25 protein-coding genes are annotated in these 26,380 nt (G+C 74.5%); 10 read left to right on the forward strand and 15 right to left on the reverse strand.

What is annotated here, in order from left to right; all coding sequences use genetic code 11:
• Nucleotides 1-84: 84 nt before the first annotated feature.
• Complete coding sequence (locus tag HB370_RS04605; protein WP_167512946.1) at nucleotides 85-1,356, reverse strand: FAD-dependent oxidoreductase; 1,272 nt, start codon at nucleotides 1,354-1,356, stop codon at nucleotides 85-87.
• A gap of 158 nt (nucleotides 1,357-1,514) precedes the next feature.
• Here HB370_RS04605 and HB370_RS04610 point away from each other — a divergent pair, with 158 nt between their 5' ends.
• Complete coding sequence (locus HB370_RS04610; RefSeq protein ID WP_030784675.1) at nucleotides 1,515-2,006, forward strand: DUF1360 domain-containing protein; 492 nt, start codon at nucleotides 1,515-1,517, stop codon at nucleotides 2,004-2,006.
• A 145-nt stretch (nucleotides 2,007-2,151) separates the two neighbouring features.
• Here HB370_RS04610 and HB370_RS04615 read toward each other — a convergent pair whose 3' ends face one another.
• Nucleotides 2,152-2,889, reverse strand: a complete 738-nt coding sequence (locus HB370_RS04615) for an MgtC/SapB family protein (RefSeq protein ID WP_030784672.1) — start codon at nucleotides 2,887-2,889, stop codon at nucleotides 2,152-2,154.
• 188 nt (nucleotides 2,890-3,077) lie between these two features.
• On the opposite strand from HB370_RS04615, the gene HB370_RS04620 reads away from it, so the two are divergent.
• The 6 genes from HB370_RS04620 (at nucleotide 3,078) to HB370_RS04640 (ending at nucleotide 8,953) form a co-directional block, all read left to right on the forward strand.
• The gene (locus HB370_RS04620; protein ID WP_030784670.1) at nucleotides 3,078-3,512 is read left to right on the forward strand and encodes a DUF2267 domain-containing protein; all 435 of its coding nucleotides are present in this window, start codon (nucleotides 3,078-3,080) and stop codon (nucleotides 3,510-3,512) included.
• A 357-nt stretch (nucleotides 3,513-3,869) separates the two neighbouring features.
• The gene (locus HB370_RS04625; RefSeq protein WP_078637561.1) at nucleotides 3,870-4,427 is read left to right on the forward strand and encodes an ANTAR domain-containing protein; all 558 of its coding nucleotides are present in this window, start codon (nucleotides 3,870-3,872) and stop codon (nucleotides 4,425-4,427) included.
• Between the two features lie 208 nt (nucleotides 4,428-4,635).
• Nucleotides 4,636-5,814: an AI-2E family transporter gene (locus HB370_RS04630; protein WP_030784665.1), complete on the forward strand. Its 1,179-nt coding sequence runs from the start codon at nucleotides 4,636-4,638 to the stop codon at nucleotides 5,812-5,814.
• A 111-nt stretch (nucleotides 5,815-5,925) separates the two neighbouring features.
• The gene (locus HB370_RS42440) at nucleotides 5,926-6,057 is read left to right on the forward strand and encodes a hypothetical protein (RefSeq protein ID WP_280117732.1); all 132 of its coding nucleotides are present in this window, start codon (nucleotides 5,926-5,928) and stop codon (nucleotides 6,055-6,057) included.
• Nucleotides 6,058-6,213: 156 nt separating this feature from the next.
• Complete coding sequence (locus HB370_RS04635) at nucleotides 6,214-7,317, forward strand: aromatic acid exporter family protein (protein WP_030784662.1); 1,104 nt, start codon at nucleotides 6,214-6,216, stop codon at nucleotides 7,315-7,317.
• A gap of 112 nt (nucleotides 7,318-7,429) precedes the next feature.
• Nucleotides 7,430-8,953 (forward strand): carboxylesterase family protein, encoded by a 1,524-nt coding sequence (locus HB370_RS04640; protein WP_030784660.1) that lies wholly within the window; start codon nucleotides 7,430-7,432, stop codon nucleotides 8,951-8,953.
• A 70-nt stretch (nucleotides 8,954-9,023) separates the two neighbouring features.
• Here the strand turns inward: HB370_RS04640 and HB370_RS04645 are convergent, their stop codons facing one another.
• Together HB370_RS04645 and HB370_RS04650 are read right to left on the reverse strand one after the other, a co-directional pair.
• Nucleotides 9,024-10,226, reverse strand: coding sequence for a SpoIIE family protein phosphatase (locus HB370_RS04645; RefSeq protein WP_244405423.1), 1,203 nt, complete (start codon nucleotides 10,224-10,226; stop codon nucleotides 9,024-9,026).
• Nucleotides 10,227-10,430: 204 nt separating this feature from the next.
• On the reverse strand, nucleotides 10,431-11,258 hold the full coding sequence (locus tag HB370_RS04650; protein WP_030784651.1) for an alpha/beta fold hydrolase: 828 nt from the start codon (nucleotides 11,256-11,258) through the stop codon (nucleotides 10,431-10,433).
• A gap of 57 nt (nucleotides 11,259-11,315) precedes the next feature.
• Between HB370_RS04650 and HB370_RS04655 the strand changes: the two genes are divergently transcribed.
• Nucleotides 11,316-11,807 (forward strand): MarR family transcriptional regulator, encoded by a 492-nt coding sequence (locus tag HB370_RS04655; RefSeq protein ID WP_030784649.1) that lies wholly within the window; start codon nucleotides 11,316-11,318, stop codon nucleotides 11,805-11,807.
• A gap of 16 nt (nucleotides 11,808-11,823) precedes the next feature.
• Here HB370_RS04655 and HB370_RS04660 read toward each other — a convergent pair whose 3' ends face one another.
• The 10 genes from HB370_RS04660 to HB370_RS04705 form a co-directional block, all read right to left on the reverse strand.
• A complete protein-coding gene (locus tag HB370_RS04660; RefSeq protein ID WP_030784647.1) occupies nucleotides 11,824-12,663 on the reverse strand; it encodes a lysozyme in 840 nt (279 codons plus the stop codon).
• Between the two features lie 151 nt (nucleotides 12,664-12,814).
• Complete coding sequence (locus HB370_RS04665) at nucleotides 12,815-13,468, reverse strand: hypothetical protein (RefSeq protein ID WP_030784644.1); 654 nt, start codon at nucleotides 13,466-13,468, stop codon at nucleotides 12,815-12,817.
• A gap of 37 nt (nucleotides 13,469-13,505) precedes the next feature.
• Nucleotides 13,506-14,177 (reverse strand): spherulation-specific family 4 protein, encoded by a 672-nt coding sequence (locus HB370_RS04670; RefSeq protein ID WP_030784642.1) that lies wholly within the window; start codon nucleotides 14,175-14,177, stop codon nucleotides 13,506-13,508.
• Nucleotides 14,174-15,073, reverse strand: coding sequence for an NAD-dependent epimerase/dehydratase (locus HB370_RS04675; protein ID WP_030784639.1), 900 nt, complete (start codon nucleotides 15,071-15,073; stop codon nucleotides 14,174-14,176). Before HB370_RS04675 ends, HB370_RS04670 begins: the two co-directional genes overlap by 4 nt.
• Nucleotides 15,074-15,080: 7 nt before the next feature.
• A complete protein-coding gene (locus HB370_RS04680; RefSeq protein WP_030784636.1) occupies nucleotides 15,081-15,794 on the reverse strand; it encodes a sugar phosphate nucleotidyltransferase in 714 nt (237 codons plus the stop codon).
• A gap of 39 nt (nucleotides 15,795-15,833) precedes the next feature.
• Entirely contained in the window at nucleotides 15,834-16,835 is a 1,002-nt protein-coding gene (locus HB370_RS04685; RefSeq protein WP_030784632.1) for a GDP-mannose 4,6-dehydratase, read from the reverse strand.
• A 41-nt stretch (nucleotides 16,836-16,876) separates the two neighbouring features.
• Nucleotides 16,877-18,274 carry a hypothetical protein gene (locus tag HB370_RS04690; protein ID WP_030784630.1) on the reverse strand — a complete coding sequence of 466 codons (1,398 nt, stop codon included), beginning with the start codon at nucleotides 18,272-18,274 and terminating at the stop codon, nucleotides 16,877-16,879.
• The gene (gene pelF / locus HB370_RS04695) at nucleotides 18,271-19,782 is read right to left on the reverse strand and encodes a GT4 family glycosyltransferase PelF (protein WP_037701911.1); all 1,512 of its coding nucleotides are present in this window, start codon (nucleotides 19,780-19,782) and stop codon (nucleotides 18,271-18,273) included. Before pelF ends, HB370_RS04690 begins: the two co-directional genes overlap by 4 nt.
• A gap of 123 nt (nucleotides 19,783-19,905) precedes the next feature.
• Entirely contained in the window at nucleotides 19,906-22,035 is a 2,130-nt protein-coding gene (locus HB370_RS04700) for a hypothetical protein (protein WP_030784625.1), read from the reverse strand.
• A 397-nt stretch (nucleotides 22,036-22,432) separates the two neighbouring features.
• The gene (locus tag HB370_RS04705; protein ID WP_030784623.1) at nucleotides 22,433-22,960 is read right to left on the reverse strand and encodes a hypothetical protein; all 528 of its coding nucleotides are present in this window, start codon (nucleotides 22,958-22,960) and stop codon (nucleotides 22,433-22,435) included.
• A 386-nt stretch (nucleotides 22,961-23,346) separates the two neighbouring features.
• On the opposite strand from HB370_RS04705, the gene HB370_RS04710 reads away from it, so the two are divergent.
• Both HB370_RS04710 and HB370_RS04715 read left to right on the forward strand, forming a co-directional pair.
• Nucleotides 23,347-23,583, forward strand: coding sequence for a DUF5133 domain-containing protein (locus HB370_RS04710; protein WP_030784620.1), 237 nt, complete (start codon nucleotides 23,347-23,349; stop codon nucleotides 23,581-23,583).
• Between the two features lie 106 nt (nucleotides 23,584-23,689).
• On the forward strand, nucleotides 23,690-24,595 hold the full coding sequence (locus HB370_RS04715; RefSeq protein ID WP_030784617.1) for an SGNH/GDSL hydrolase family protein: 906 nt from the start codon (nucleotides 23,690-23,692) through the stop codon (nucleotides 24,593-24,595).
• A gap of 78 nt (nucleotides 24,596-24,673) precedes the next feature.
• Here HB370_RS04715 and pgm read toward each other — a convergent pair whose 3' ends face one another.
• Nucleotides 24,674-26,314: a phosphoglucomutase (alpha-D-glucose-1,6-bisphosphate-dependent) gene (gene pgm, locus HB370_RS04720; protein WP_030784613.1), complete on the reverse strand. Its 1,641-nt coding sequence runs from the start codon at nucleotides 26,312-26,314 to the stop codon at nucleotides 24,674-24,676.
• Nucleotides 26,315-26,380: the final 66 nt, after the last annotated feature.

The following is a 26,380-nucleotide window of genomic DNA, read 5'->3' on the forward strand; positions in this document are numbered from 1 at the left end:
GTGGGCGGGGTGTGGCCGCTTGATGCTGATGAGGCGTCAGGCACCTGGCCGGGCAGACCGTCCTGGTGACCGTAGGGTGGGCTACTAGGGGCTGGCGGGGTGGTCGGCGGCCGGCGGCCGGCGGCGGGTCGCCGGGGCCGGCGGGCGTTCGCAGCGGGCGCCGTAGGCGAGGAAGTACGCGGGGAGGCGGCGCAGCCAGGGTGCCGCGGTGACCAGGGCCGCGACGCGCCGGGCACGCTCCGGGCCGCCCAGGGGCGGGGCGCCCCGCAGGACCGGTGCGATGAAGCGGGCGTGGGCAGCGCGTTGGAGCGCCTGCGTGGCGACCGTGGTGGGGCGGCGACGGCGCTGCACGGCGCGTACGTCGCGCAGCCGCACGCTCCCCTGCCGCAGCGGCCCGGCCAGGTGGCGGGCGGCGGCGACGGCGTCCTGCACGGCGAGGTTGATGCCGATGCCGAACACCGGGGACATGGCGTGCGCCGCGTCGCCGATGCACAGCAGGCCGGGCCGGTGCCAGCGGCGCAGGCGGTCCAGGTGGACGTCGAGCAGCTTGACGTCGTCCCACGACCCGAGGGCCTGCATGCGGTCGGCGAGCCAGGGGACGGCGGCGGTGTAGTCGGCCCGGAAGCGGTCGAGGCCGGCGGCGCGGCGCTCGGCGTCGCTGCCTTTGGGGATGAGCGCCGCGCACTGCCAGTAGTCGCCGCGGTCGATCATCGCGGACAGCAGGCCGTCGCCGGCGCTGCCGACGAGCCCGGACGGGTCGCCGTCGCGTCGCGGCAGCCGGAACCACCAGGCGTCCATCGGGCAGGCGAAGCGGCGCAGCCGCAGTTCCGGCCGGGCGCGCGCCAGCGATCCGCGGCCGTCGCAGGCCACGGTGAGGACGGCGCGCAAGCTGCCGGTGCGGCCGTCGGCGGTGCGGTAGCGCACCCCGGTGACCCGCCCGGACTCGACGAGGAACCCGGTCGCCTCGGTGTTCATCCGCAGTTCGAAGGACGGTTCGCGCCGGGCCTCCTCGGCCAGCAGGTCCAGCAGGTCCCACTGGGGCACCATCGCCACGTAGTCGTAGGGGCCGCGCAGGACCGAGAGGTCGGCGACCGTGACCGGTGCGCGGCCGGCCCCCACCGGCAGCTGGACGGTGCGGACCCTGCGCTGCGGCAGCCGGGCGAAGCGCTCGGCCAGGCCCAGCTCGTCCAGCAGGGCCAGGGTCGACGGGTGGACCGTGTCGCCGCGGAAGTCGCGCAGGAAGTCGGCGTGTTTCTCCAGCACCGTCACCCGGACCCCGGCGCGGGCCAGCAGCAGCCCGAGGACCATGCCCGCCGGGCCGCCGCCCACGACACAGCACGTGGTCTTGTCGTCCATCACCGCGCCGCCCTTCTCAGAAGCAGTTATTCATCACGTGATGAATAATATGCCCTTCCGGTCGCCTGCACAAGGCGGAGTGTCGCCATCGGCCAGGGGGGCACTCGTTCCGCACCCGGCACGGGGACGCAGGACACCGGTGGGATCTGGGAGGTCTCATGACGACGGACGCCGAACCATACGACGACGAGGACGGCCTGCCGCTCGGCGGCTACGCCACCCTTGCCTCCGTGTTCGCGGCGGGCATCGGCTCCTTCGCCCTGCTGGCCCGGCGCCGGGGTGTACGGCTGCCACCGGACGTGCCGCCCTGGGACGTGCTGCTCATGGGCACGGCGGCTTACAAGGCGTCCCGGGTGGTGACCAAGGACAAGATCACCAGCTTCCTCCGGGTGCCGTTCACCCGCCGCGCCGACGAGGGCAAGGCCAGCGAGATCATGGACGAGCCCAAGGGCTCCGGGCTCCGGCGGGCCGTCGGCGACCTGGTCTCCTGCCCGTTCTGCACCGCGGCCTGGGCCGCCGGCGCCCTGGCGTGCTCCTACGCCGCGTCACCCCGGCTCACCCGGCTGGTGTGCGCCGGTTTCGGCGCGCTGACCGTGTCGGACTGGCTCCAGTACGCCTGGACCGCGACCCAGCAGACGGTCGAGGACTGAGTCGAGGGGGCCCGGCCCGGGTCGAGGGCGTCAAGGGCCGGCCGAGGGCCGAGCGGCGGAGCCTCCACGGTCCACGACGGGCGCGTATCCCGCCGTGTCCACTACGGGTGCGCGTTCCGCGGGGGCCTGTCCGGCCGGCGCGGGGTCACTCTTCCTCGGCCGCGGCGGACAGTTCCACGTCCAGCACGCCGTCGTCCCGGAACAGCTCCGACGCCAGCCCGGAGGGCTCCGCGGTGCCCTCCAGTTGCAGCAGCACCCGTGCGGCGTCGTCGGTGCGGCCGGGCAGCCGCTCCACCTTGACCTGCACGATGCGGAAACCGCGCCGGGTGCATATCTGCAACAGGCGGGGCAGCAGCGCCGTCCCGGTCCGGTAGGTCAGGCGCGCCTCGAACGCGGTGACGGCCCGGCCGGGGACCAGCCGCGACGACAGCAGCGGGAAGCCCCGGACCACCAGGAAGTGCAGGGCCGTCACCGCCAGCGCGAGCACGGGCAGCCCGCCACCGCAGGCCATGCCGACCGCGCAGGTCAGCCAGATGGTGGCGGCCGTGGTCAGACCCCGTACGGCATCCCGTCGTACGAAGATCAGGCCGCCGCCGATGAAGCCGATCCCGGAGACGATCTGCGCCGCGACCCGTGAGGGGTCGAAGGACACGTTGGGCAGGCCGAGCACCGCGTTGAAGCCGTGCTGGGAGACCTCCATCATCAGGGCGCTCGCGATGCCGACCAGGGTGTGGGTGCGCAGCCCCGCGCTCTTCTGCTGGGCCTCGCGCTCCCAGCCGATCAGGCTCGACAGCAGCAGCGCGAGCCCCAGTTCGGCCAGTTGCCGCGGCCCCTGCCCGCTGTGGAGGTCCCACAACGGTGCCGCCAGTCCCGCAGCCGTCACACGCACCTCCTGTCTCCGCTGTCACCGATGCCCCGCTGCCGACGCGTACCCCGCGACGGGCGGCCGACGCAACCGGGACGGCGGCCCGGTCGCCGGTGACCCGGGGCGGGCGCGGGGTACCCGGGCGCATGGGCGCCACGCCCGCGGGACGGGCGTACGGGGCGCATCGTGCGGAAGGGACCGGTCTCATGCGGCACGACGAGATGATCGGAAAGGTGCAGGCACTGGCCCAGCTGCCGGACCGGGGTACGGCCGAGCGGGCCACGCACGCGGTCGTCAGCACCCTGGCGGAACGGCTGCCGTCCGGGCTCGCCCGGCATGTGGCCGCCCAGCTGCCGCCGGACATGGCGGCGGCCATGCGGGAGGCGGCCGACGCCTCCGCCGGGCGGGACTCCGGGGCCGCGGGCGAGCGGTTCGGGCTGACCACCTTCACCGGACGGGTCGCGGTCCGGGCGGGCACCGACGAGGACAGGGCGCTGCGGGACGCCGCCGCGGTGCTGGAGGTGCTGGACGCCGCGCTCGCCCCGGAGCTGACCGAGCGGATGGCACACGCGCTGCCCGCGGACATCCGGGAGCTGCTGCCGGTGGGCCGCGCGACCCAGGACATGGGGCGGTACGGCTGACACCGACGGCCGTGCGGGGAAGCGGACGGTGACGGCCGCCCCGGGACGCGGACGATCACGGGGACGCTGAGGCGGACGCACGTGGATCACGGGGACGCTGACGCGGACGCACGTGGACGCGGACGCGCACGCGCTGCCGCCGACGGGCGCCCGGCACGGGCGCGCGCTCCCGCCGCAGCTCACGCCGTGCTCCCGACGTACTGCCTCCGCGCCTCGCGGACCGCCGTCACCCGGTGCGCCGCACTCCGTGGCCCGCTCCCACGTGACGGCGGTCCGCGAGGCTGATTCAATTCGTGTGCAGGCGCCCGCTGGGGGCAGGCGTAGGCCGTGACGCCCCCCACCCCGAAAAGGTGCTCCATGGCCTTCTTCGCCCTCTCCCGGATCCAGCCCCTGGCCCTGCTCTCGGCGACCGACCTGGCGGCGGGGTACGACCGGCTGCTGGAGGAGAACCGGCACCTGCGGCGCGCCGTGACCTCGCACGCGGTGATCGACCAGGCCATCGGCGCCGTCGTGGCCCTGGGGCAGATCGCCCCGGAGGAGGCCTGGCGGGCGCTGCGGGATGTCTCCCAGCGCACGAACGTCAAGCTGCGCACGGTCGCCGAGCACGTCCTCGGCTACATCCAGGGCGGCACCCTTCCCGAGCCCGAGCGGATCGAGCTGGCGAAGGCCATCGTCCGCTACCGCCGGTGCGGCGGTCGGCCCGCGCCGCTCGGTGACGGCGTGCCCGCGCCCGCCACCAGGGGCGGAGCCACCGCGGGCGACGATGCGGAAAACGGTACGGGAGGCGACGCCGGGGAACGCGGCGGTGCCGGGAGCACCGCGCCCCGGAGGGCCACGGCCCCCGCCGGCCCCCGCCCCGGTCCGGCCCGGCCGGCATCGGACGGAGAACGGGGACCAGCGGAACCGAAGCGGTGACCGGCGAAGGCTCTCCGGCCCCACCGGGTGTCCCGGTCCCCGTACGCCCCCCTGTACGACCCACCCCCGTACAGCCCGCCCCCGGGCGGTAACAGCCTCCCCCGGCGGGGGGTACGGCCACCTGCGCGCCCGGCGCGCCGCCCGGCGCCCGGTGTGCTTACGGTGCTGTGGAGGTGACCGGCCGTCAGGCGGAGAGGAGGCGGCAGCGGTGGTGGGCGACGCGCGCCGGCCCAGGGGCGGGCGACCGGGCCGGGCCCGGGACACGGTCCTGGGCAGCCGGCCGGCGTACTCCGTGCGGCTGCCGGTCCCGCCCCGCGCGGAGCCCGGGGCGGCCCCGGTAGGGGCGGCGGAGCGGACGGTGCCCTGGCTGCGGGTGGCCGCGGCGTACGCCTGGCGGCTGATCCTGGTCGGAGTCGCCGTCTATGGCGTCTTCAGCGTCCTCGGCAGCTTCCAGCTGGTCGCCGTGGCGATGTTCGTCGCGCTGGTGGTGACGTCCGTGCTGCGCCCGCCGACCGATCTGCTCGCCCGGTTCCTGCCCCGGCCGCTGTGCGTGGCCGTGACGCTGGTGGGCAGTGTGGTGCTGCTGCTGGGCCTGTTCGCGCTGGTGGGCAGCGCGGTGGCGGACGAGTCGGGGCGGCTGGCGAGCGAGTTCCGCGGTGGAGTGAACCGCATCGAGGAGTGGCTGCGCCGGCCGCCGTTCCGGCTGGGCCCGGGCGCGCTGTCCCGGCTGCAGCAGCAGGTGACGCACTACGTGGCCACGCACCGGTCGGCGCTGATCAGCAGCGCGGTCGGCGAGCTGGGCCGGGTGGTGGAGCTGGTCACCGGCGCCGCGCTGGCGCTGTTCGCGTCGGTGTTCTTCCTGCACTCCGGGGAGCGCCTGTGGGCCTGGGCGCGGGACCGGCTGCTGCCGAGCGGGGCCCGTCCGGTGTGGGACCGGGCGGGCGGGGCGGCCTGGCGGACCTTCGCGGGGTACACGCGCGGCATCATCATCGTGGCCGCCACCAACGCCGTGCTGGTGGGTGTGGTGCTGCTGGTGCTGGAGGTGCCGCTGGCGCTGCCGCTGACGCTGCTGGAGTTCTTCGCCGCGTTCGTGCCGCTGGTGGGATCCCCGGTGGCGCTCGGGGTGGCCACGGTGGTCGCCCTGGCCGGGCGGGGGCCGCTGACGGCGGCGGGGGTGCTGGTGCTGATCGTGGTGATCGGCCAGTTGGAGGGGCATGTGCTGCACCCGCTGGTGATGAGCTGGGCGGTGCGGCTGCATCCGCTGGTCGTGGCCGTGTCGGTGATCGCGGGCAGCATCGTCGCGGGGGTGATCGGCGCGGTGGTGGCGGTGCCGCTGGTGTCGGTGGTGTGGGCGGTGCTGAACGCGCTGCGGTCGGTGCCGCCCTGAGCCCCAGGCGAGCCGTCGGCCGATCCGAACAAGGGATCAGTTGTTCCCTGGAACAGGTGATCGTCGCTCGTGTGACCACCGTGACCGGTGTGCCGGGACGACACTCGTGATGTGCGAACGGACGGGCTGCAGACCGCAGTTCACACATGTCCCACTAGGAAACACCGCAAGGAGCAGCACGACATGAACCTTCTCACCGACATCCTCGCCGGCCTCGCCCACTTCCTCGGGTGGCTGATCTGACGCCGCGAGGCGTGTGAGGAAGGCGGCGCCGTCTCCCCGTCCCAGGGAGGCGGCGCCGCCGTCGTGTGCGCATGGAAGGGCGCGGGAGGTGGCACCCGAGGCCGCGTGCGTGGAATACGTGGGATACGACTGACCTGGCAGGCACTGCGGCGCGATCTGTCGGCCGCGGCGGGCGCGGCACGGCGGGCCTGGGCGGGGCCCGGACGGGAGCGGGACCTGGCCGTGCAGGCCATGAAGGCGGCGCTGGCCGCGTGGGTGGCCTGGGCGGTGGCGGGCTGGTGGCTGAAGGCACCGGTGGCGTTCGTCGCGCCGTGGGTCGCGGTGGTGCTGGTCGAGTCGACCGTGTACCGGTCGATCGCGCACGGGCTGCAACAGCTCGCGGCGATCGCGGCCGGCACGATCGCGGCCACGGCGGTCGGGCTGCTGCTGTCCAGCCCGGTGGCCGCGATGGCGGTGGTCCTGCCGCTGGCGATGCTGCTGGGCCAGTGGCGGCGCCTGGGCAGCCAGGGGGTGTACGCGGCCACCGGTGCCCTGTTCGTGCTGACAGGCGGACCGGTGTCCGTGTCCACCTCCGCGGCCCGGCTCGCCGAGGCCCTGTTCGGGGCGGTGGTCGGCATCGCGGTCAACGCGCTGGTCCGGCCGCCGCTGTATCTGCGGAACACCCGGGCGGCACTGCGGGACGCGGTGGCGGAGGCGCACGGCATCCTGCGGGACGTGGCGGACGGGCTGGCCGCGGGCCGCTGGGACGCCGCGGAGGCCGGCGCCTGGCACGACCGCGCCCTGCGGCTGCCCCGGCTGGTGGAGCAGGCCCGCTCGTCGGTGGAGTGGGGCCGGGAGAGCCTGCGCGTCAACCCGCGCCGCCGCACGGGGGCCGCACCGCCGCCCGGCAAGGGGTACGAGGACGCGCTGATGGTCCTGGACTACGCGGCCGTGCACACCGCCGAGGTGACCCGCACGGTGCTGGAGGCCGCCGCCGAGGACCGCTCGGCGCCCCGGCCGGACCCCGCGCTCGCCCGGCGGTACGGGCAGTTCCTGTGCCGCACCGCCGACGCGCTGCGGCTCTACAGCCACAGCCGGTTCGGCGACGACCACGAGGGCGAGCTGCGCGAGGCCGTGGCGGACCTGCGCGAGGCCCTCACCGTGCTCCGCCGGGACCTGGCCCGCGCCACGACGGACGATCCCGACGAGGTCGCCACCTACGGCGTGCTGCTGGCCCAGGCCCACCGACTGGCCGACCAGCTGCTCGCCTCGGGCACCTAGGGCCCGTCCGGTGACGGATGGCCCACGAGGGCAACTCCTCCCCGCAGCTGCCCGATCGGGTGATTGACTGTGTCCAGACGAGTCCGGCTGAGTCCGTGTCACGAGGATCACCATGAGCATGCGCGATTTCCCTGAGGTCACGACCACGGCGGGCGCGGTCCGCGGCCGGCGCGAGGCAGGACTCGCGGTCTTCCGCGGCATCCCTTACGCCCAGCCGCCGGTCGGGGCCGCGCGGTTCGGCGCACCACGCCCGGTGGACCGCTGGGACGGCGTCCGGGATGCCCTGGCGTTCGGGCCGCCCCCTCCGCAGGAGCCGATCGGCCCCGAGGCGGCTCCTGCCGGGAACACACCGGCCGGCGACGACTGGCTGACCGTCAACGTATGGACACCGGACCCGGATCCGGCCGCGCGGCGCCCGGTCATGGTGTGGATATACGGCGGCGCCTACAAGCTCGGTTCCGCCGACGATCCCGCCTATGACGGGAGCCGCCTCGCCCGGGAGAACGAGGTGGTCCTGGTCACCTTCAACTACCGTGTCGGGGTCGAGGGTTTCCTGCGGATCGAGGGCGCGCCCGCCAACCGCGGTCTGCTCGACCAGGTTGCCGCCCTGGAGTGGGTGCGGGAGAACATCACCGCCTTCGGGGGCGATCCGCACCAGGTCACCGTCTTCGGCGAGTCGGCCGGCGCCGGATCCGTCACCGCTCTCCTGGCCATGCCCCGGGCCCGGTCGCTGTTCCGCCGGGCCATCGCCCAGAGCGTGCCGGGACCACTCTTCTCGGACGCGCTGGCCGGGGACATCGCCGAGGCCCTCGTCGGCGGGATCGGGCTGCGCCCGACGACGGCCGACCTGTCGGATGTGGATCCGGGCGAACTGGCCGAGGCGGGGGCCGCACTCTGCTCCCGGATGCGCGAGTACGCCCACCGCTGGGGCCCGGTCGCCCACACACCGACCGCCTTCGCCCCCGTCGTCGACGGTGACGTGCTGGCGGCGACACCCTGGGAGGCGCTGGCGCGGGGTGCCGCGCGGGACGTGGAACTCGTCGTCGGCCACACCCGGGACGAATACCGTTTCTTCCTCCACCTGGACGGAACGCTGGGCCGCCGCGTGGACGAGGACCTCGCCTCGCTGCTCCTCGGCCTGTTCGGTCCGGCGCCGGACGCCGAGCGGGCCTACCGCGCGGCGTTCCCGGACGCCTCCGCGGAGTACCTGTGCGAACTCGTCCGGTCCGACTGGCTGTTCCGCATGCCCTCCCTGCACCTGGCCGAGGCCCACACGTCCGGCGGCGGCCGGGCGTACCTGTACGAACTCACCTTCCCCGCCCCGGCCGACGGCGGTGCGCTCGGCGCCTGCCACGCCCTGGACGTGCCGCTCACGTTCGGGGTCTACGGCGGCATCGGGGAGATGCTGATCGGTCCGGAGCCCTCCCCTCGGACCGAGGCGTTGTCCGCCCGTTTCCGCTCCGCCTGGACCGCCTTCGCCGCCACGGGAGACCCGGGCTGGCCCGCTTACGACACCGGCCGGCGCCTCGTCCGGCTCTTCGACGCCGCTCCGGCGGTCGCCGCCTATCCGGAGGAGGCCTCGCGTCGGCTGTGGCAGCGGCACGTCTTCGCCCCGCTTCCCTTGGTGACCCCCTGACGGCCCTCGGGCGAGGGCCGGCGGGCGCGGTTGCCCGCCACCGGACCGTGATCGCCGGTCCCTGCCGCGTCTAACCGATGAGGCCGGCTCCCGGCAGCGGGCCGCTCGGCTGCCACTCGAACATCAGGATCGTGGCGTCGTCGCGGAGCCGGCTGTCCTGGGAGTCCAGCAGCGAGTGGATGAGGCGGCGGAGCGTCTCGGGCGCGATCTCGCCGGTGGCGCTGGCCCGGATGACGTAGTCCGCGAACCGTTCCAGGCCGAGCAGTCTGCCGTCGGCCGTCCGCGCCTCGGTGACGCCGTCGGTGTAGAGCAGCACACGGTCCCCGGGCTGGAGCCGGGACTCGTGCACCTGCCGGTCCCGCGCGCGCAGCAGGGACCGCAGGCCCATGGGCGGGTCGGCTTCGCGGGAGAGCGCGTCGACGATCAGCCGGTGGTCGCGGATCAGCAGCGGCGCGGGGTGGCCGCAGTTGACCCATTGCAGGACGCCGCCGCGGAAGTCGAGGCGGGCGAGGATCCCGGTGCAGAACTGGTCCGGCAGCCACTGGCTGAGCGCCTCGTCGACGCCGTCCACCAAGGAGAGCAGATCGGCGTCGACGCGCCGGGCGTTGCGGCAGGCGGCCAGGGCGACGGCGCTGGTCAGTCCGGAGAGCAGGTTGTGCCCCATGGCGTCCAGCACGACGGCGTGCAGGGTGTCGGTGGTCAGGGCGTGGTCGAAGGCGTCGCCGCCGAGATCGTAGGCGGGTTCCAGGACGGCCGTGGAGACGACGTGCGGGTTGCCGATGGTGCGCGGGGGCAGGAAGGCGCGCAGCATCTCGGCGGGCAGGTGCATCGCCCGGGTGCGGGTCCGGCGTACGAAGGTCTCCTTGTACGCCCGCTTGGAGGTGGTCATCATGGCGAGCAGCGCGGCCATCGCGCGGCCCTGGCGCAGGGACTCGGCGGTGAGCGTGTGGGTGTGGACGGCGAGGACGCCGAGCCGTTCGGCGCCGTCGAGCAGCGGGAACCACACGGTCATGCCGTCCCGCTCGGACTCCTCCACCCGCAGCGACTGGGTGCGGTAGCACCAGCCGGCGAGCGTTTCGTCGATGGGCAGGGACGCGGTGACGTCGGTGAGCGGCACGAGGTGCCGCTGCTGGATGTCGGCGAGGTAGACCACGGCGTGCCGCAGGCCCAGCGCCTTGGCGCAGCGGGTGACGACGCTGGCCATGTCCAGGGTGCAGCTGGCGGGGTCGGCGAGGAAGTCCTCCAGCGGGGACCCGCCCGGTTCTGCGGTCACCTCTGCATCACCACCCAGGCACGGTCGTCTTCCCAGCAGTCTCCCCTCGGGGCACGCGCCCCGCAGCGCCGGTACGCCCGCCCGGGTCGGGCCGCTCCACCCCCGGGTACCCCACCGGAGCGGGCCGGGCACGTCCGCCCGGGTACGGCCGCCTCGGGTGACCGGCCCGCACCCCCGTGGCAGGCCGGCTCCCCCGCGGGGGGCTTACGGCAGCCGTTCCAGGAAGGCGGAGAGTTCGGCGTTGTAGGCGTCCGGGTTCTCCATGTTCGGGTAGTGGGCGGCGCCCGGGACGGTGACGCCGCGGCCGTCCGGGACGAGGTGCGCGAGCCGGGCGGCCATGGCGAGGTGGTCCGGGGACTCCAGGGCGCCGTTGATGGTGATCAGCGGCACCCGGATGTCCGGCACGCGCTCCCAGGTCCGGGTGACCGGGACGCGGTGGTCGGGTTCGCCGGGCGTGTGCTTGCGCAGCGTGGCCAGCCCCATCTCCCGTATCAGGCGCACCACTTCGGGGTCGACCTCGGACAGGTCCCGGTCCGGGCCCGCGGCCCACAGCGCGAACGCGTCCGCCCAGCCCTCCAGGTCGCCCGCGGCCAGGCTCGCCTGCTGGTCGGCGATGACCTCGAGCACCCAGGGGTGCTCGAAGACGGGCTCGCTGGTGCCGGCCCCGCTGACGACGAGCGCGCGGACCAGCTCCGGGTGCTCCAGCGCGCAGTCGGTCGCGATGCCGCCGCCCATGGACAGCCCGACGAGCACGGCGGGGGCGGCGTCGAGTCCGCGGAGCAGCGCGGCGAGGTCGTCGGCCTGCCGGAACGGGCGGGTGGCGTTGTCGGAGGCGCCGTGGCCGCGGGCGTCCCAGGCGATGACCCGGTGGGTCGGTGCGAAGGCCCTCAGCTGCGCCTCCCACATGCGGTGGTCGGTGAAGCCGCCGTGCAGCAGGACGAGGGGCGTACCGGAGCCGGTCTCGCGGTAGGCGAGGCGGCCGTCGGAGGTCGTCAGGTGGCGGACGGGAAGGGATGCCGTATCGACAGTCATGACAACCAAGGTGTCATTTTTCCGGCTGGTTGGCAACCAAGGTGTCATCCTGTACGCATGAACGACGACCGCACCGCCCCCGCCCGGTCCCCCCGCACCGCCCAGGACGAACTGGCCGAGCGCCTCACCGAGGTCTTCGACCTGGTCGGCCCGCTCTACCGGCGGGTGCACCGCAAGGTGGAGCAGGCGGCACCGGTCGAAGGGCTCTCCGTCGGCGTCCGCGCCGTCCTCGATCTGCTGCGCGCCCGGGGGCCGATGACGGTCCCGCAGATGGGCCGGGCGCAGGCGCTCAGCCGCCAGTTCGTGCAGCGCATGGTGAACGACGCGACACGGCAGGAGCTGGTGGAGAGCGTGCCCAACCCCGCGCACCGCCGGTCCTCGCTGATCCGGCTCACCGAGCGCGGCCGGGCGGCGATCGGCGCCGTACGGGCCCGCGAGCACGAGCTGCTGCGCCGGGTCGACGGCGACCTGACCACCGCCGACGTCGACGCCTGTCTGCGGGTGCTGGGCGCGATGCACGCCCTGTTCGACGACGTGGACGTGGACTGAACGCCGTACCGGGGGCTCAGCCGGTGGCGAACTCCCGCAGCTTGTCCTCGGAGCCGTTGAAGCGGTCGTGGTCGCCGACCGACGGGCCCGAGGAGGTGTACTGCCACATGGTGTACGCCGACCAGCCGGCCGGCAGCGTCCCCACCGTGGAGGCGTAGCGCGCGATCCACAGCGGGTTGACCGGTCCGAAACCGGCGTAGTTCCCGGTGCACTCGGACCACCAGCTGGTGGCCGTGTAGAGGACCGCCGCCCGGCCGGTGCGGGACTTGTAGCGGTCGAGGAAGTCGCGGATCCAGTCGACCATGGCGCTCGCCGACTTGCCGTAGCAGGCGTCGCCGTATGGGTTCCACTCGATGTCGAGGACGCCGGGGAGGGTCTTGCCGTCGGCCGACCAGCCGCCGCCGTGCGCCAGGAAGTAGTCGGCCTGCGCGGCACCGCCGGCCGTGTCCGGGGTGGCGAAGTGGTAGGCGCCGCGGACCATTCCGGCGTCGAAGGAGCCGTCGTACTGCTGGGTGAAGTAGGGGTTGGTGTAGTACGTCCCCTCGGTGGCCTTGGTGTACGCCCACCGGACGCCGCTGCCCCACAGGGACCGCCAGTCGACCTCGCCCTGGTGGCTGGAGACGTCCACGCCCTCGGTCTGGGTGGCGCGGGCGTCCGGGGGCGGGGCGTCCGAGGCGCCGTCGTGGGCGAGGACGCCGATGCCCATGTAGGCGTTGCCGCGGGTGATCGGGTCCCCGGTCGGGTCGGGTGTGGCCGGGGCGGCCGGGGTGCTGGACAGGAACAGGACGAGGACGGTCAGGGCGCCGGTGAGGCAGAGCCGGGACCGGCCGCGGAGAGGGTGTATGGGGGTTCGCACGATTCCATCTGACCCGGCGCGGGCACCCGCCGCACGCCGGGCTGGGCCGGGCGAAGCCGTCCACGGCCGGGGGTTGGGCCGTGCGGGTGGCCGGCCTCCCCCGGCCCGGTGCCGTCCGGACGGAGCCGGCGGAGCGCCGTGGACGCGGGGTTCAGGCCCGGCTCAGCGTCATGAAGACGGCCCACAGCCGGTTGTCGTCCGGGCCCGGCCAGCCGGCGGCGACGTGGCCGAGCGCGTCCTGGGGCGCCGGCGGGCGCTGTCCGGCGACGGGTTCGAGGACGCGGTGCACCCGGAGCACGGTGCCGTTCGGCGCGGGCAGCCGCGTGCCGTCGGCGTCGTCGGCCGGCTCGGGTGTGAACCCGTCCAGCGGCAGCGGGGCAGCGGTGCAGGAGCGGATCACCTCGCGGTCGGGGGTGTCGCTGACGCTCTGGGCCATCGCCTGGGCCCGGCCCTCGATCAGCGCCAGCGTCTCGGTGACCAGCACCGGGTCGTGGCAGCCGTCGTAGACCCAGCGCGTGCCCAGCACCCCGTGCTCCATGGTGCCGACCAGGGCGTGCTCGGCGCCCTCCAGCGGCGCCCCGCGGTAGGTGAGCGGCGCCAGGTACGCGGTCCGCTCGGGGCTCGCGGTGTCGGTGGCGACGATGAACTCGATGCCGACCTCGCCCTCGGGGTCGTCCAGCCGGAAGCCGCCGGACCTCTCCAGCACCGGGGCGGGGCCGCCGCGGTACCACGGGCGGCCGGGCAGCCAGCCGGCGAGCAGTTCGGTCTTGGTCGGCTTGAGGGTGGTGTGGTGGATGACGGCCATGCCGTTCGCTGCCTCCCGGGTGCGGATGCTGGTCCGCTCAGCCTTGCACACCGCTGCCGCCGGTCAGCGCCGGGGTCAACGCCGCCCAGGGGTTCGGGGGTTCGCCGGTCACCGGCCCGCACACCCCCGCGCCCCGCTCGTGCGCGGTGCGGACCGCGAGCGGGACCAGGACCTCGGGGACGCCGTAGACCAGGTGGCACAGCCGCTCGGGCGGCTGCCGGGCGGTCCACGCCGGGCGGCTGAACGACGACACATAGGTGCTCCAGTGCCCCTCGAAGGTGACCGTGAGGTCGGCGAGGCGGACATAGCCGGGCGCCGGATGGACGCCCGGATTGAGGACGACGGTCCCGGCGCCCGACCGCCTGAGGTCGCGCACCAGCCGGCGGCAGGCGGGCAGGCCGTCCGGGCCGGCCGTCACCCGGTCCAGGAAGCAGCCGTCGGTCGCGTACCACTCCCGGTGCCGACGCACCTCCTCGGTGATCCGGGCCCGCTCCCGCACGCCGTAGTCGGTGTCGACGTAGCCGAGCAGACGGGCCCCGGCGGCGCGCAGCGCCCGGGCCGCCGCCGTGAACGCGGGGTCGGGGGCGGCGCCGGGCCCGCTCGCCGGGTTGAGGACGACCGCGTAGGTACGGTCGGCCGCCCCGACCAGCCGGTGCCAGGCGCCCGGATCGTCGGCCGGATGCACGTACAGCGGCACCAGCAGGCTCACGGCACCCGCTCCCCGGTGGCCGCCCACAGCGTGGCGAGGGCGTCGTCCAGGCTGTGCGCGGGCCGCCAGTCGAGGGCCCGGGCGGCGGCGGAGATGTCCGAGCACTGCCAGGACACCCGCGCCGAGCGCGCCGAGCCGCCCGCGCTCTCCTCCAGCCGGCCCCGGAACCCGGCGTGCCGGGCCAGGCCGTGAGCCAGCTCCCGGACCGGTACCGCCGTGCCGCCGCCGATGTTGAGCACCCTCGGCAGCGGGGCGGGGGCCGTGACGGCGCGCTCCACCGCCCGGGCCACATCGCGTACGTCGACGAAGTCCCGGTGGGCGGAGAGGTCCCCGAGGCGCAGTACGGCCTCCGGGTCCCGGCCGGCCGGGCGGAGCAGGGCGGCGAGCCGGCCGGGCAGGCTCGCCGCGGGTGCTCCCGGGCCGACCGGGTTGCCGATGCGCAGCACCACCGCGTCCAGGGGGGCGGAGGTCACCGCGAGGGTGCCCGCCAGCTTGGTGGCGCCGTACGGCGCGACCGGGCAGGCGGGTGCCGACTCGGTGACCTTCACCCCCGGGGTGCCCGGCCCGTACTCGGCGGCCGAGCCCAGGTGCACCAGGCGGGCCGTGGGGGCCGCCGCGCACAGGGCCGCGCAGAGGGCGGCGGGGCCGCGGGCGTTGACCTCGGCCAGGGTCACGGGGTCGCCGCCGGTGGCGCCCGCGCAGTTGACCACGGCGTCGGGGGCGGCCGCCGCCAGGGTCTCGGCGAGGCGTTCGGGACGGTCGCGGGCGAGGTCGGCGCCGAGTCCGGCACCGGCCGGGCGGCCGGCGGCGAGGACCTGCGCGCCCGGCAGGGCGCGCAGCCGCTCGGCCACGTGGCGGCCCAGATATCCGGTGCCGCCGAGGACGAGAATGCGCATGTGGTACTCAGGCTCCCTTGAGCAGCAGGGACTTGCGGGTGGTGAACTCGGCGTTGGCGCGGTCGTAGTCGTCGGGGCGGCCGATGTCCAGCCAGTATCCGTCGAACTCGTAGGCGTGCGGCGGGTTTCCGGCCTTCAGCAGGTCGAGGACGAGTTCGTCGAAGCCGAGCGGCAGGCCGGGCGTGTAGCCGTCCAGGGTGGCGCGGCTGAGGCCGTAGACGCCCATGGAGACCCGGTAGTCCATGCTGGGCTTCTCGGTGAACGCGACGACCTTGCTGGCGTCGGTGGTGAGCACGCCGAAGTCGATGTGCACCTTGCGGGCGTAGGTGGCGATGGTGAGCGGCGCGCCGGAGTCCCGGTGGCGGCGCAGCACGTCGGCGTAGTCGAGGTCGGTGAGGACGTCGCCGTTCATCACCAGGAAGGTCTCGGGCAGCCGGTCTCTGAGGCCCAGCAGCGGGCCCATGGTGCCGAGCGGGCTGTCCTCGGTGGCGTAGTCGACGGTCATGCCCCACTGGGAGCCGTCGCCGACGTAGGCGCGGATGATCTCGCCGAGGTGGCCGATCGCGAGGGTGCAGCGGGTGAAGCCCGCGGCCGACAGCTGGCGCAGCACGATCTCCAGGATGGCGTGCTGGTCGCCGATCGGGACGAGCGGCTTGGGCAGCGCGGTGGTGTAGGGCCGTAGCCGGACGCCCTTGCCTCCGGCCAGGATCACTGCGTGCATGGGGCTCCTCCTTGGTGGGGCGATGCGTGCCGGACGGGGTCAGATGTTGTAGATGCCGGTCTTGTAGCGGGCCAGGTTGGCCGGGTCGCGGAAGAACTCCACGGTGTGGGCGAGCCCTTGCTCCAGGGTGTGCGCGGGCTGCCAGCCGGTGGCCCGGGTGAGCCGGGTGGCGTCGCAGACCAGCCGCATCACCTCGGAGCCGGCGGGCCGGATGCGGGCGGGGTCGGCGCGGACGTCGAGGGCGGTGTCCATCACCTTGCCGATCAGCGCGACCAGGTCGCCGACGGAGATCTCGCCGCCGGTGCCGGCGTTGAAGGTGCGGCCGACGACCTGTTCGGCGGGGGCGGTGCCGACGGCGAGGAACGCCCGGGCGGTGTCCTTGACGAAGGTGAAGTCCCGGGTGGGCCTGAGGTCGCCGAGGGTGATGGTGCGTTCGCCGGCCGCGACCTGGCCGATGACGGTGGGGATGACCGCGCGCATGGACTGCCGGGGCCCGAAGGTGTTGAACGGCCGCAGGGTGACGACGGGGGTGGCGAAGCTGGCGTGGTAGCTGTCGGCGAGCCGGTCCCCGCCGGCCTTCGAAGCGGCGTACGGGGACTGGGTGTTGATGGGGTGGTCCTCGGTGATGGGCACGGTCTGCGCGGTGCCGTAGGTCTCGCTGGTGGAGGTGTGCACCAGCCGGGGGGTGCCGAGGGCGCGGACGGCCTCCAGCACGTTGAGGGTGCCGGTGACGTTGGTGTCCACGTAACTGTGCGGTGCCCGGTAGGAGTACGGGATCGCGATGAGCGCGGCCAGGTGGTAGGCGACGTCGGCGCCGTCGAGCAGGGCACGCACCGAGCCGGGGTCGCGGACGTCGCCGAGGACGATCTCCACCTGGTCCAGCACATCGGGCGCGAGGGTCTCCAGCCAGCCGTAGGAGGAGAAGGAGTTGTACTGGGCCATGGCTCTGACCCGGTGTCCGGAGGCGACCAGGGCCTCGGTGAGGTGGGAGCCGATGAAGCCCTCGGCTCCGGTGACGGCGGCGAGCGGTGCGGAGGTCAACTGAGGTGTCCTTCCGGTGGGTTGGCAGGGCGGGGACGGGGTCAGACGTGCCGGGCGGGCCGGCCGAGCAGCAGCAGCGCGTAGGTCACCAGGGCCAGGACGGCAGCGGCGCAGCACAGCGGCAGGAGGGCGGGGCCGGACGGTGGGCGGAGCGTCGGGGCGAGCCCGGCCACCGCGGCGGCGGCCAGGCAGATGACGGCCGGCGGCCAGGCGGTGCCGAACGCCTGGAGGAGCAGCGCGGTCCACAGGGTGGCCGCGAGGAGCAGCAGGGGGGCCGGTGCGGCTCCGGTCAGCCAGGCGGCGGGCAGCAGCGGCAGCAGGTAGGCGCCCAGACAGCCGGCCAGGACGGCGGCGGAGCGCAGCAGGAAGCCTGCCGGGGTGGCGGTGGCGCGCAGCGCGGCCACGGACAGGCCCCGGTAGCGGTACAGCAGCCATTCGGCGGGGCCCATGCTGACCGTCAGCACGATCACCGCGTACGGCTCGTGCCTCCCCTCCAGCAGCACCAGCACCCCGGCGGCCAGGCCGAACAACCCGTACGGCAGGGACCACAGCGGCCGGGGCCGGGTGCCGCCCGCGGTGGCGGCCGGGGTGGCGAGGGCGCCGCGCAGGACGTGGCCGGTGGCGGCCAGGGTGGCGACGAGGGCCAGCAGCGGCAGTCCGGCACGCACGGCGGTGCCGGGTTCCCACCAGGGCAGGACGGCAGCGCCCGCGATCAGCGGGGTCAGCGCGGCGAGCAGCAGCCGCTCGCGGGCCAGGACGAGCAGTACGCCGGCCGCCGCGAGGTACAGCGACTGGGCCGCCGCCGCGAGCAGCACGGGGCCGGGACCGGCGAGCGGGGCCGCGGCGGCGGTGGCGAGGGCCGCGCCGAGCGGGGCGCCGGTCAGCAGGGTGCGGGCGGCTTCCCGGCGGCCGGTGGCCAGCCGCAGATGGGCGCGGTGGCCGAGGGCCTGGCCCCAGGCCCAGGAGACCAGGCCGGCGACGATCGGCGCGGTGGCGTGCCGGCCGGGGTGCCACAGCGGCGCGGTGAGCAGGTAGGCGAGTCCGGGCAGGGCGAACAGTACTCCGCGCAGCAGGCAGCGCACGGTGTCCGGGCGCCAGGGGTCGGCGGCGGGCGGGGGCTCCGGGTAGCTGCGGGGCACCTGTTCGTAGAGGGCGGTGGCGAGGGAGAAGAGGTTCGGGTGGCCGTAGCGCTGCTTGATCTGTTCGGCGGTCAGGCCCTCGGCCTCCAGCAGGGCGGCGACCTCGTAGGGGTGGACGGCGGGGCCGATGCGGTCGGCGAGGGCGGCGGCCAGCCGGCTCACCGCCTCCGGGTCGGGGACGTGGCCGGGCAGTCGCAGGGCAAGGGTGCGGTCGTCGCCGCGTGCGGGTGCCTGGGCGAGCCGCAGGGCGAGGGTGTCCTGTTCGGTGCCGCCCGGTTCGAGCGCCATGGGCCCGCTCATCCGGCCAGGCTCCCCGCGGCGGCCCGCAGGCGCTGCCCGCGTGCGACGGGTTCGGGCAACGACCGGGCGTGGTGGGGCAGTTCCAGGTAGATGGAGCGGAAGGTGTCGATGGTCTGGCGCAGCGTGAACTGTTCGATCACGCGCAGCCGGGCGGCCTCGCCCATCGCCCGGCGGCGCCCGGCGTCGCCGAGCAGCTGAAGTGCCGCCGCCGCCATGCGGTCCGGGTCGCGCGGCGGGACGACGAGGCCGGTGTCGCCGACGGCCTCGCGGACCCCGCCGACGTCGGTGGAGACGGTGGCCCGGCCGCAGGACATGGCCTCGATCAGGGTGAACGGGAAGCCCTCGCTGATGCTGGAGAGCATCACCACGTTCCCGGCCGCGTAGGCGTCCTTGATGTCCTCGACCCGGCCCTCGAAGGTGACGGCGTCGGCGTGGCCGAGGTCGGCGGCGAGCGCCTCGCAGCGTATCCGATACGCCTCCCCGCCGCGGGGGGTGCCGCCGAAGAGGCGCAGCCGCGCCTCGGGTATCTCCTTGCGGACCAGGGCGAAGGCGCGGATGAGGGTCTCCAGGTCCTTGATGGGGTCGACCCGGCCGGCCCAGCTGAGGGTGGGTGTCTCCGGTTCGGGGCCGGCGGGCGGGAAGGCGGCCGGGTCCACGCCGTTGTAGACGGTGCGGATGGACCGGGGGTCGGCGCCGCCCTGTTCCTCCCACAGCCGGTTGTAGCGGTTGCCGGGGGTGATCAGCGCGGCGCGCCGGTAGCTCTCCTCGGCCAGCAGCCGGAAGAAGCCGAGGACGACGGCCTTCACCGGCCAGCGGTAGGGGGCGGTGCGGTAGCCGAGGTAACGTTCCCGCAGGTAGACGCCGTGCTCGGTGAGCAGCAGCGGCACCTGGTGGCGCTCCAGGCCGGCCAGGCCGGGCAGGACGGCCACCCCGCCGCTGACCGCGTGGGCCACACCGTGCCGGGGCGGGGGCGCGGCGAGCGGGCGCAGGGCGTGTTCCAGCAGGGTGGTGGCGGTGACCGCGTCGTGCAGGGTGGGCCGGGCCTCCCGCACGGGGAGGCCGGGGCGGTTCCACACCCCGGCGAGCAGGGAGACGGCCCGGTCGCCGCGCAGGAAGGCGCTCAGGGTGCCCTCGGCCGCGGCCTGCGCCAGGGCGTACAGCGCGGCCGGGAACCGGTCCTCGGCCCCCGGGTCGAGCAGCGCGGTCAGGAAGCGTTCGTAGGCGTCGGTGAGCCTGGCCAGGGCCCGTCCCCGGGGCGGGCGGCCCTCGGGCGGGGCGCCCCACATGGGCACGGACAGCACGCCATGGACATGGCCGGGCAGTTCCCATACGACGGGTTCGCGTCCGGTGCCGGTGACGGCGATGACGTCGAAGTCGAGGTCGGGCATGCCCTGGACGAGCTGGTCGCACCAGACGCTGACGCCGCCGTGGCTGTGCGGATAGGTGCCTTCGGTGAGCAGGGTGACGTGCGCCGCGCCGGGGCGGCGCGCGCCGTGCTGAACGTGCATCGATGGGGCTCCACGGCCGAGGTGTGGGGTGGTCGTGCGGTTCCGGCCCGCCGGTGGGCGGGGGCGGAGCGGGGCCCGTCCGCCCCGTGCGGGAGCGGACGGGCCCTGGGGTCCGGTGCGCGTTCAGCTGTCCGGGGTGGCGGAGACCCGCTCGGTGACGCCCGCCGGGACCTCGGTGCGCGGGGCCGGGGAGGCGGTGGCGCCGGTGCCGTCCGGGTGCGCGGCGGGAGCGGCGGCGGTGGACGGCAGGGTGAAGGTCAGCGGGGTGCCCGAGGAGGCGGTCCAGCCGGAGACCGCGCCCGCGTACGCGGTGCCGTAGGCGGAGTTGCCGAGGGTGGTGCCGGTGGGGAGGGTCGCCGGGACGGCGGTGCCGGCCGGCCCCTGCACGGTGACGGTGGTGCCGATGCGGTAGGCGGTGACCCGGCCGGCCTGTACGGCGCTCTTCCAGGCGGCCCGGCGCTGGAGTTCGGCGCCGATGGCCTTCATCCGCAGGTTGACGACCGGGGTGTTGTCGGCGAACAGGGCGTCGTAGCCGTCGAGCACACCGTTCAGGACCGGGTAGGCGATGCGGTCCTCGGCGAGATTGGACTGGTGGATGAAGTGCGGCTTGGGGTCGTTGGACAGCACATGGCCGAGAGCGATCCGGGTCTCCAGCGGCACGATGTGGTCGGTGTAGCCGGTGGCGGGGTCCAGCGGGGCCGGCAGGCAGGTGGTGGTGGCCGGGTTGTCCTCGCAGATGCCGCTGCCGCCCTGGGCCCGGCTGGTGTAGAGCCAGTTGTACTCGTCGACCTGCTCGGCCGCCCGGCCCGCGTTGTAGAAGACGTTCATCGGGTAGCGGGAGACGGTGGTGGCCGGGCCGACCTTGCGCTGTTCGGGGTCGCGGGAGTTGTCGGAGGCGAGCCACTTGACGCCCTCGACGGTGAGCGCGAGGCCCAGGTTGGGGTTGTCCTGCGGTTGCTGCGGCAGGATCTTCAGGCCGGAGTGCTCGCCGGTGACCAGCTCCTCGGTGTCCAGCGGGAGCCCGGCGACCTGGCCCCAGGCGCGGTTGGTGGCGATCTCGTAGTCGATCGTGGCGAGGCCGACCCACTTGGTGCTGCCGTCGAAGTCGGTGGCGCAGGTCCAGGGCACGACGGTGACGTTCTGCTCGCAGCCGAGGAAGGCGTGCGTGTAGGTGTGGTTGATCCAGCGGAACTTGTCCCGGTCGGCGATCAGCTTGTCGGCGAGCTGGTCGACGCCGTTGTTGTCCTCGCGCTGGTCGACGCTGCCGGCGCCGTTGTAGGCCAGGTCGAGGGTGAAGCGGTGGCTGTTCTGCCAGGCGATGGCCTGGTCGACGTCCGCCGGGGTCATCCGGATCGGGTTGGGGGTGCCCCCGCCGTTGGCGCAGTCGACGTCGCCGGGCGTGCAGTTCAGCTGGGTGTCCCAGCGGTCGTCGGCGGCGAACACGTCGTCCACGTGGACGGCGAAGTAGTTGCGGGAGGCGCCGAGGTGCACCCCGCCGGTCATCCACTCCACGATCCCGCGGGCCAGCAGCCGGAACTGCTGCTGGTACCGGTTGTAGACGAAGGTGACGACCAGTTCGCGCCGGCCGTCGTGCCGGTACTCGCCGACCAGCGAGCCCTGTTTCGTGCTGCCCGGCACGGGTGCCTGCACGTACGGGGTGAAGTCGGCGCCGGCGGCGGGGGTCGACAGGTAGGCGTAACTCTCGCCCACCGTGGGCGAGTTGTCCTCGAACGGGACCGCACCGTCGAGGTAGCCGAAGGGGCCGGCCTGTCCGGCGGGGGTGACCTGGGCGCGGACGCCGTCGACGCTGCCCGAGTAACCGCCGAAGGTGGGTACCTGGAGGCCGACCTGGGGGCGGGCGTAGGTGTAGGCGTCGACCTGGGGGATCGCGTACGTCTGTTCGTAGGCGGCGAGGGCGCTCATCTCGGCACTGCCGGCCGCGAACGGGTTGTCGTTGGGCAGGACGACGGCCTGGTACTTGGCGCGCGGGCGGCCGTCGACGGTGTCGGCGAGGAAGGCCGCGTCGATGGTGGGCCGGTCGGCGCGGGTGAGATCGACCTTGGTGTACGGCGTCCCGGCGGTGTCGAGTTCGGCGGCTATGGCGTCGGTGGCCGGGCCCCCGTCGCTCACCACCAGGACTCTGAGGTCGATGCGGGCTGTGGTGGTGTCGGCCTGGGCCCAACCGGCCGGCAGGGCGAGCGCGCCGACGAGCGCGCCCACCGTCAGGGCGGTGGTGCGTATGGTCCGCTTCATTGCGGTGAAGTCCCCTCCCCGGACAGGGGTGAGCACGGCTCCCATGGAGCGGACGCACCCCCTCGCGCGACGCCGGCGTCCCCCTCAGAAGCCGGTCGTCGGCGCATCCGTCGCGTCACATGGTGATGTCTCTGTGGAGCTTTTGTGGTCGAGTTAAGAAAGATGACGGAAAAGCAACACATGTTGGTCGCCGACCGGGGCAACCGAGGGGGGCTTTTTCCCGCCAAGGCCGTGCGGTGGTACAGGACGCGGGGCGGGTCCGGCTGGCTGGTCCGGCCGCCGTACGACGCACCGGCGGACCATGCGGTCCGCCGGGCGATGTGTCGCGGCGCGCCCCGTGACGGGCTCGCGGCCGGGGCTGTTTCCGGTCACCGGCCCGCGGCCGCCACCGTGCCCGTCAGGCGCAGAGCACCCGGGTCTCGGGGGTGTAGACGGGTCCGCCGTTGGTGTTGCTGCTGTCGCTGAACTCGGCGTAGTAGTACGAGTAGAAGCCGATGTTGCCGTTGCAGCCGGAGTCGGCGGCGACCTGGAGGGTCAGCGTGACGGTCCGGCTCTGGCCGGGCGGGATGGTGGAGCCGTAGTTCGCGCCGAGGTTGTTCGGGCCGGTGCCGGAGCACGGGGTGCTGCCGGCCGCGGTGGCCAGGCTGCAGCCGGTGAAGCTGTACTTCAGGTCCGGGCGCTGGGTGGTCAGCCAGGTCGGGTCGATGGTCTGGTACACGAACCAGACGTCGTAGGTCTTGTTGTTGGTGAGCGTCATCGACAGCTTCACCGTGCCGCCGGGGGTGGTGGTGGCGGAGTCGGTGGCGAAGGTCAGGGTGGTCGGCGCGGGGTCGGCGGCGCTCGCGCTGGGGGCCAGGCCGAAGACGGCGAGGAGGAAGGCGAGGACGGCGGTGAGTCCGAGGCGTCTCGGCAGAGGTGATCGCATGGCCCGGGAGGCTAGGCACGGGCCGGGCGCGGCGTCTGCACCCGTGCACGGATCCGGAGTCGGATCGGCCGAAAGTGATCGCCGTGTGAAGAAGTTGCGATGACGCCGTGCCGACGTGTCCCCTTTCGCATCCGCGCACGCCGGGGGTGGTGCACACGGAAGGAGAGCGGGCCGTGGCGGTGCGGTGACACACCGTACGCCGTTGGCGCGTACGCGCCGCCCGGCCGGCGACGGAACGGCGGCCGCCGCTTGTAAAGCGGACCCTTTCCGGCCACAGGGCGGTTTCCGGCCGTCGTACGCGGCGCCGGGCGGGGCATGTACGCGTGCCGTGGGGGTATCCGGCCTGCGAATTCGATCGTCCGGCGGATCATCAGGAGGCGAAACGCATGCTCATGGCACACCCCGCGGTACTGAAGGACCTCATCGCCCAGTACGAGACCCTGTCCCTGCTCGGGGCCGAGGAGAGCACCCCCGAGGCCCGGCAGCGGCTCGCGGACATCTCCTACACGCTGTGCGTGGCCACCGGCACCCGGGATGTCGACATGGCTCTGATCGCCGCCCGCCACCGCCTGTCCGGGGCCCGCCCGGAGGACGACTCCCTGCTCCAGGCGTCCGGGGCCTGATCCGCCCCTCCCCCGAACCCGCCGCCTCCCGCTTCTGGTCGGCGGGACGCACCGGACGGTATACAGATCCGGTCGGACCGCGAGGGTGAGCACAGGGGGAGGGCGCATGGCGCGCGAGAGGCGACCGGCGGGGCGGCGCGCCGCCGTCGTGGCGGCGGTACTGGGCGCATCCGTCCTGGCCACGGCCGGCACGGCACCACCGGCCGGCGCGCACCCCGGCGGGCACGGCCGCGCGGCCGCCTACGTGGCGCTCGGCGACTCCTACACCTCCGGCCCCGGGATCCCGGCGCAGGTGGACGCCGGCTGCGCCCGCTCGGACCACAACTACCCCTCGATCGTGGCCGCCGAGCGGCGCACGCGCGCGTTCACGGACGTCAGCTGCGGCGGGGCCACGACCGCCGAGATGTGGCGGGCGCAGGGCGGCAACCCGCCCCAGCTCGACGCGCTGGACCGGCACACCGGCCTGGTGACCGTGCAGATCGGCGGCAACGACGTCGGTTTCGGCTCCATCATCGGCACCTGCGCCCGGCTCGCCGCGCAGGACCCGGCGGGCAACCCCTGCGAGCGTGCCTACCGGGCGTCCGGGCACGACGAACTCGCCCTCGCCGTGCTGCGCACCGCGCCGAAGGTCGACCGGGTGCTGCGCGCCGTGCGCGCCCGCGCCCCGCACGCCCGGGTGCTCGTCGTCGGCTATCCCGCCCTGCTGCCCGACGACGGCAGCGGCTGCTTCCCCCAGGTCCCGTTCGCGGCCAAGGACTTCCCCTACCTGCGGGACACCGAGAAGCGGCTGAACCGGATGCTCCGGCTGGTGGCCGGGGTGAACCGGGCCGAGTACGTGGACACCTACGGCCCCACGGCCGGCCACGACATGTGCCGGGCGCCCGCGGACCGGTGGATCGAGCCGCTCCAGCCGGCCGCGCCCGCGGCGCCCGCGCACCCCAACGCCCAGGGTGAGGCGGCCATGGCGCAGGCCGTCCTCGGCCGGCTGGAGCGGGGACGCGGGCACGGCTGAGCCGGGGCGGCCCCCGCCGGAACCGCCCCTGGCCCCGGTCGGCCGCCCTGGATCCGGTCGGCCGCCCCGTGGGCCCGGTCAGCCGCCGAGCGCGCCCAGCACCACGGCCTGGGCCTCCTCCTGCACCCGGGCGAGGTGGTCCGGGCCGAGGAAGGACTCGGCGTACACCTTGTAGACGTCCTCGGTGCCCGAGGGCCGGGCGGCGAACCAGGCGTTCTCGGTGGTGACCTTGATGCCGCCGATCGCGGCGCCGTTGCCGGGCGCCTCGGTGAGCACGGCCGTGACCGGCTCCCCGGCCAGCGTGTCCGCGGTGACCTGGGCCGGTGACAACTTGCCGAGCAGCGCCTTCTGTTCGCGGGTGGCGGGCGCGTCGATGCGGGCGTAGGCGGGGGCGCCGAAGCGGTCGGTCAGGCCGGCGTAGTGCTCCGACGGCGTCTTGTCGGTGACCGCCGTGATCTCGGCGGCGAGCAGCGCCAGGATGATGCCGTCCTTGTCGGTGGTCCACACCGAGCCGTCCCGGCGCAGGAAGGAGGCGCCGGCCGACTCCTCGCCGCCGAACCCGAGGTCGCCGCCGACGAGTCCGTCCACGAACCACTTGAACCCGACCGGCACCTCCACCAGGCGGCGGCCGAGGTCGGCGGCGACCCGGTCGATCATGGTGGAGGAGACCAGGGTCTTGCCGATGCCCGCGGCGGCCGGCCACTGCTCGCGGTGCCGGTAGAGGTAGGAGATGGCGACCGCGAGGTAGTGGTTGGGGTTCATCAGTCCCGCGTCCGGCGTGACGATGCCGTGCCGGTCGGCGTCGGCGTCGTTGCCGGTGGCGATGCGGAAGCGGTCGCGCTGCTCGATGAGGGAGGCCATCGCGTACGGCGAGGAACAGTCCATGCGGATCTGGCCGTCCCAGTCCAGGGTCATGAACCGCCAGGTGGGGTCGGTGTGCGGGTTGACCACCGTCAGGTCGATGCCGTGCTGTTCGGCGATCCGGCCCCAGTAGGCGACGGAGGCGCCGCCGAGCGGGTCGGCGCCGATGCGCACCCCGGCCGCGCGGACGGCGTCCAGGTCCAGCACGCTGGGCAGATCGCCGACGTAGGTGCCGAGGAAGTCGTAGCGGCCGGTGGTGTCCGCGGCGAGGGCGCGGGCGTACGGCAGCCGGCGTACGTCCTTCAGGCCGCCCGCGATGATCTGGTTGGCGCGGTCCTGGATCCAGGAGGTGGCGTCGGAGGCGGCCGGGCCGCCGCTCGGCGGGTTGTACTTGAAGCCGCCGTCGGCGGGCGGATTGTGCGAGGGGGTGACCACCACGCCGTCGGCCAGGCCCGAGGTGCGGCCCCGGTTGTACGTCAGGATCGCGTGCGAGACGGCGGGGGTGGGCGTGTAGCCGTCCGCGTCGTCGATGAGCACGCTCACCTCGTTGGCGGCGAAGACCTCCAGCGCGGTGGTCTTGGCCGGCTCGGACAGGGCGTGCGTGTCGGCGCCCAGGAAGAGCGGGCCGTCCGTGCCCTGGGCGGCACGGTATTCGCAGATGGCCTGGCTGGTGGCGGCGATGTGGTCCTCGTTGAAGGCGCTCGCCAGGGACGAGCCTCGGTGCCCCGAGGTGCCGAACGCCACCCGCTGTGCCGGGTCTGCCGGGTCGGGGTGCAGCGTGTAGTACGCCGTGACCAGACGGGCCACGTCGACAAGGTCCTCGGGACGGGCCGGCCGGCCGGCTCGTTCGTGCGGCATGAGTACCGTTCCTCCGCATCGGTGGGTCGTTCGCTCACCGCACATCTTTCCTCGTGGGGGGCGCGC

The organism is Streptomyces sp. DSM 40868 (assembly GCF_011820545.1).
In the GTDB taxonomy this organism is placed as follows: Bacteria; Actinomycetota; Actinomycetes; order Streptomycetales; family Streptomycetaceae; genus Streptomyces; species Streptomyces eurythermus.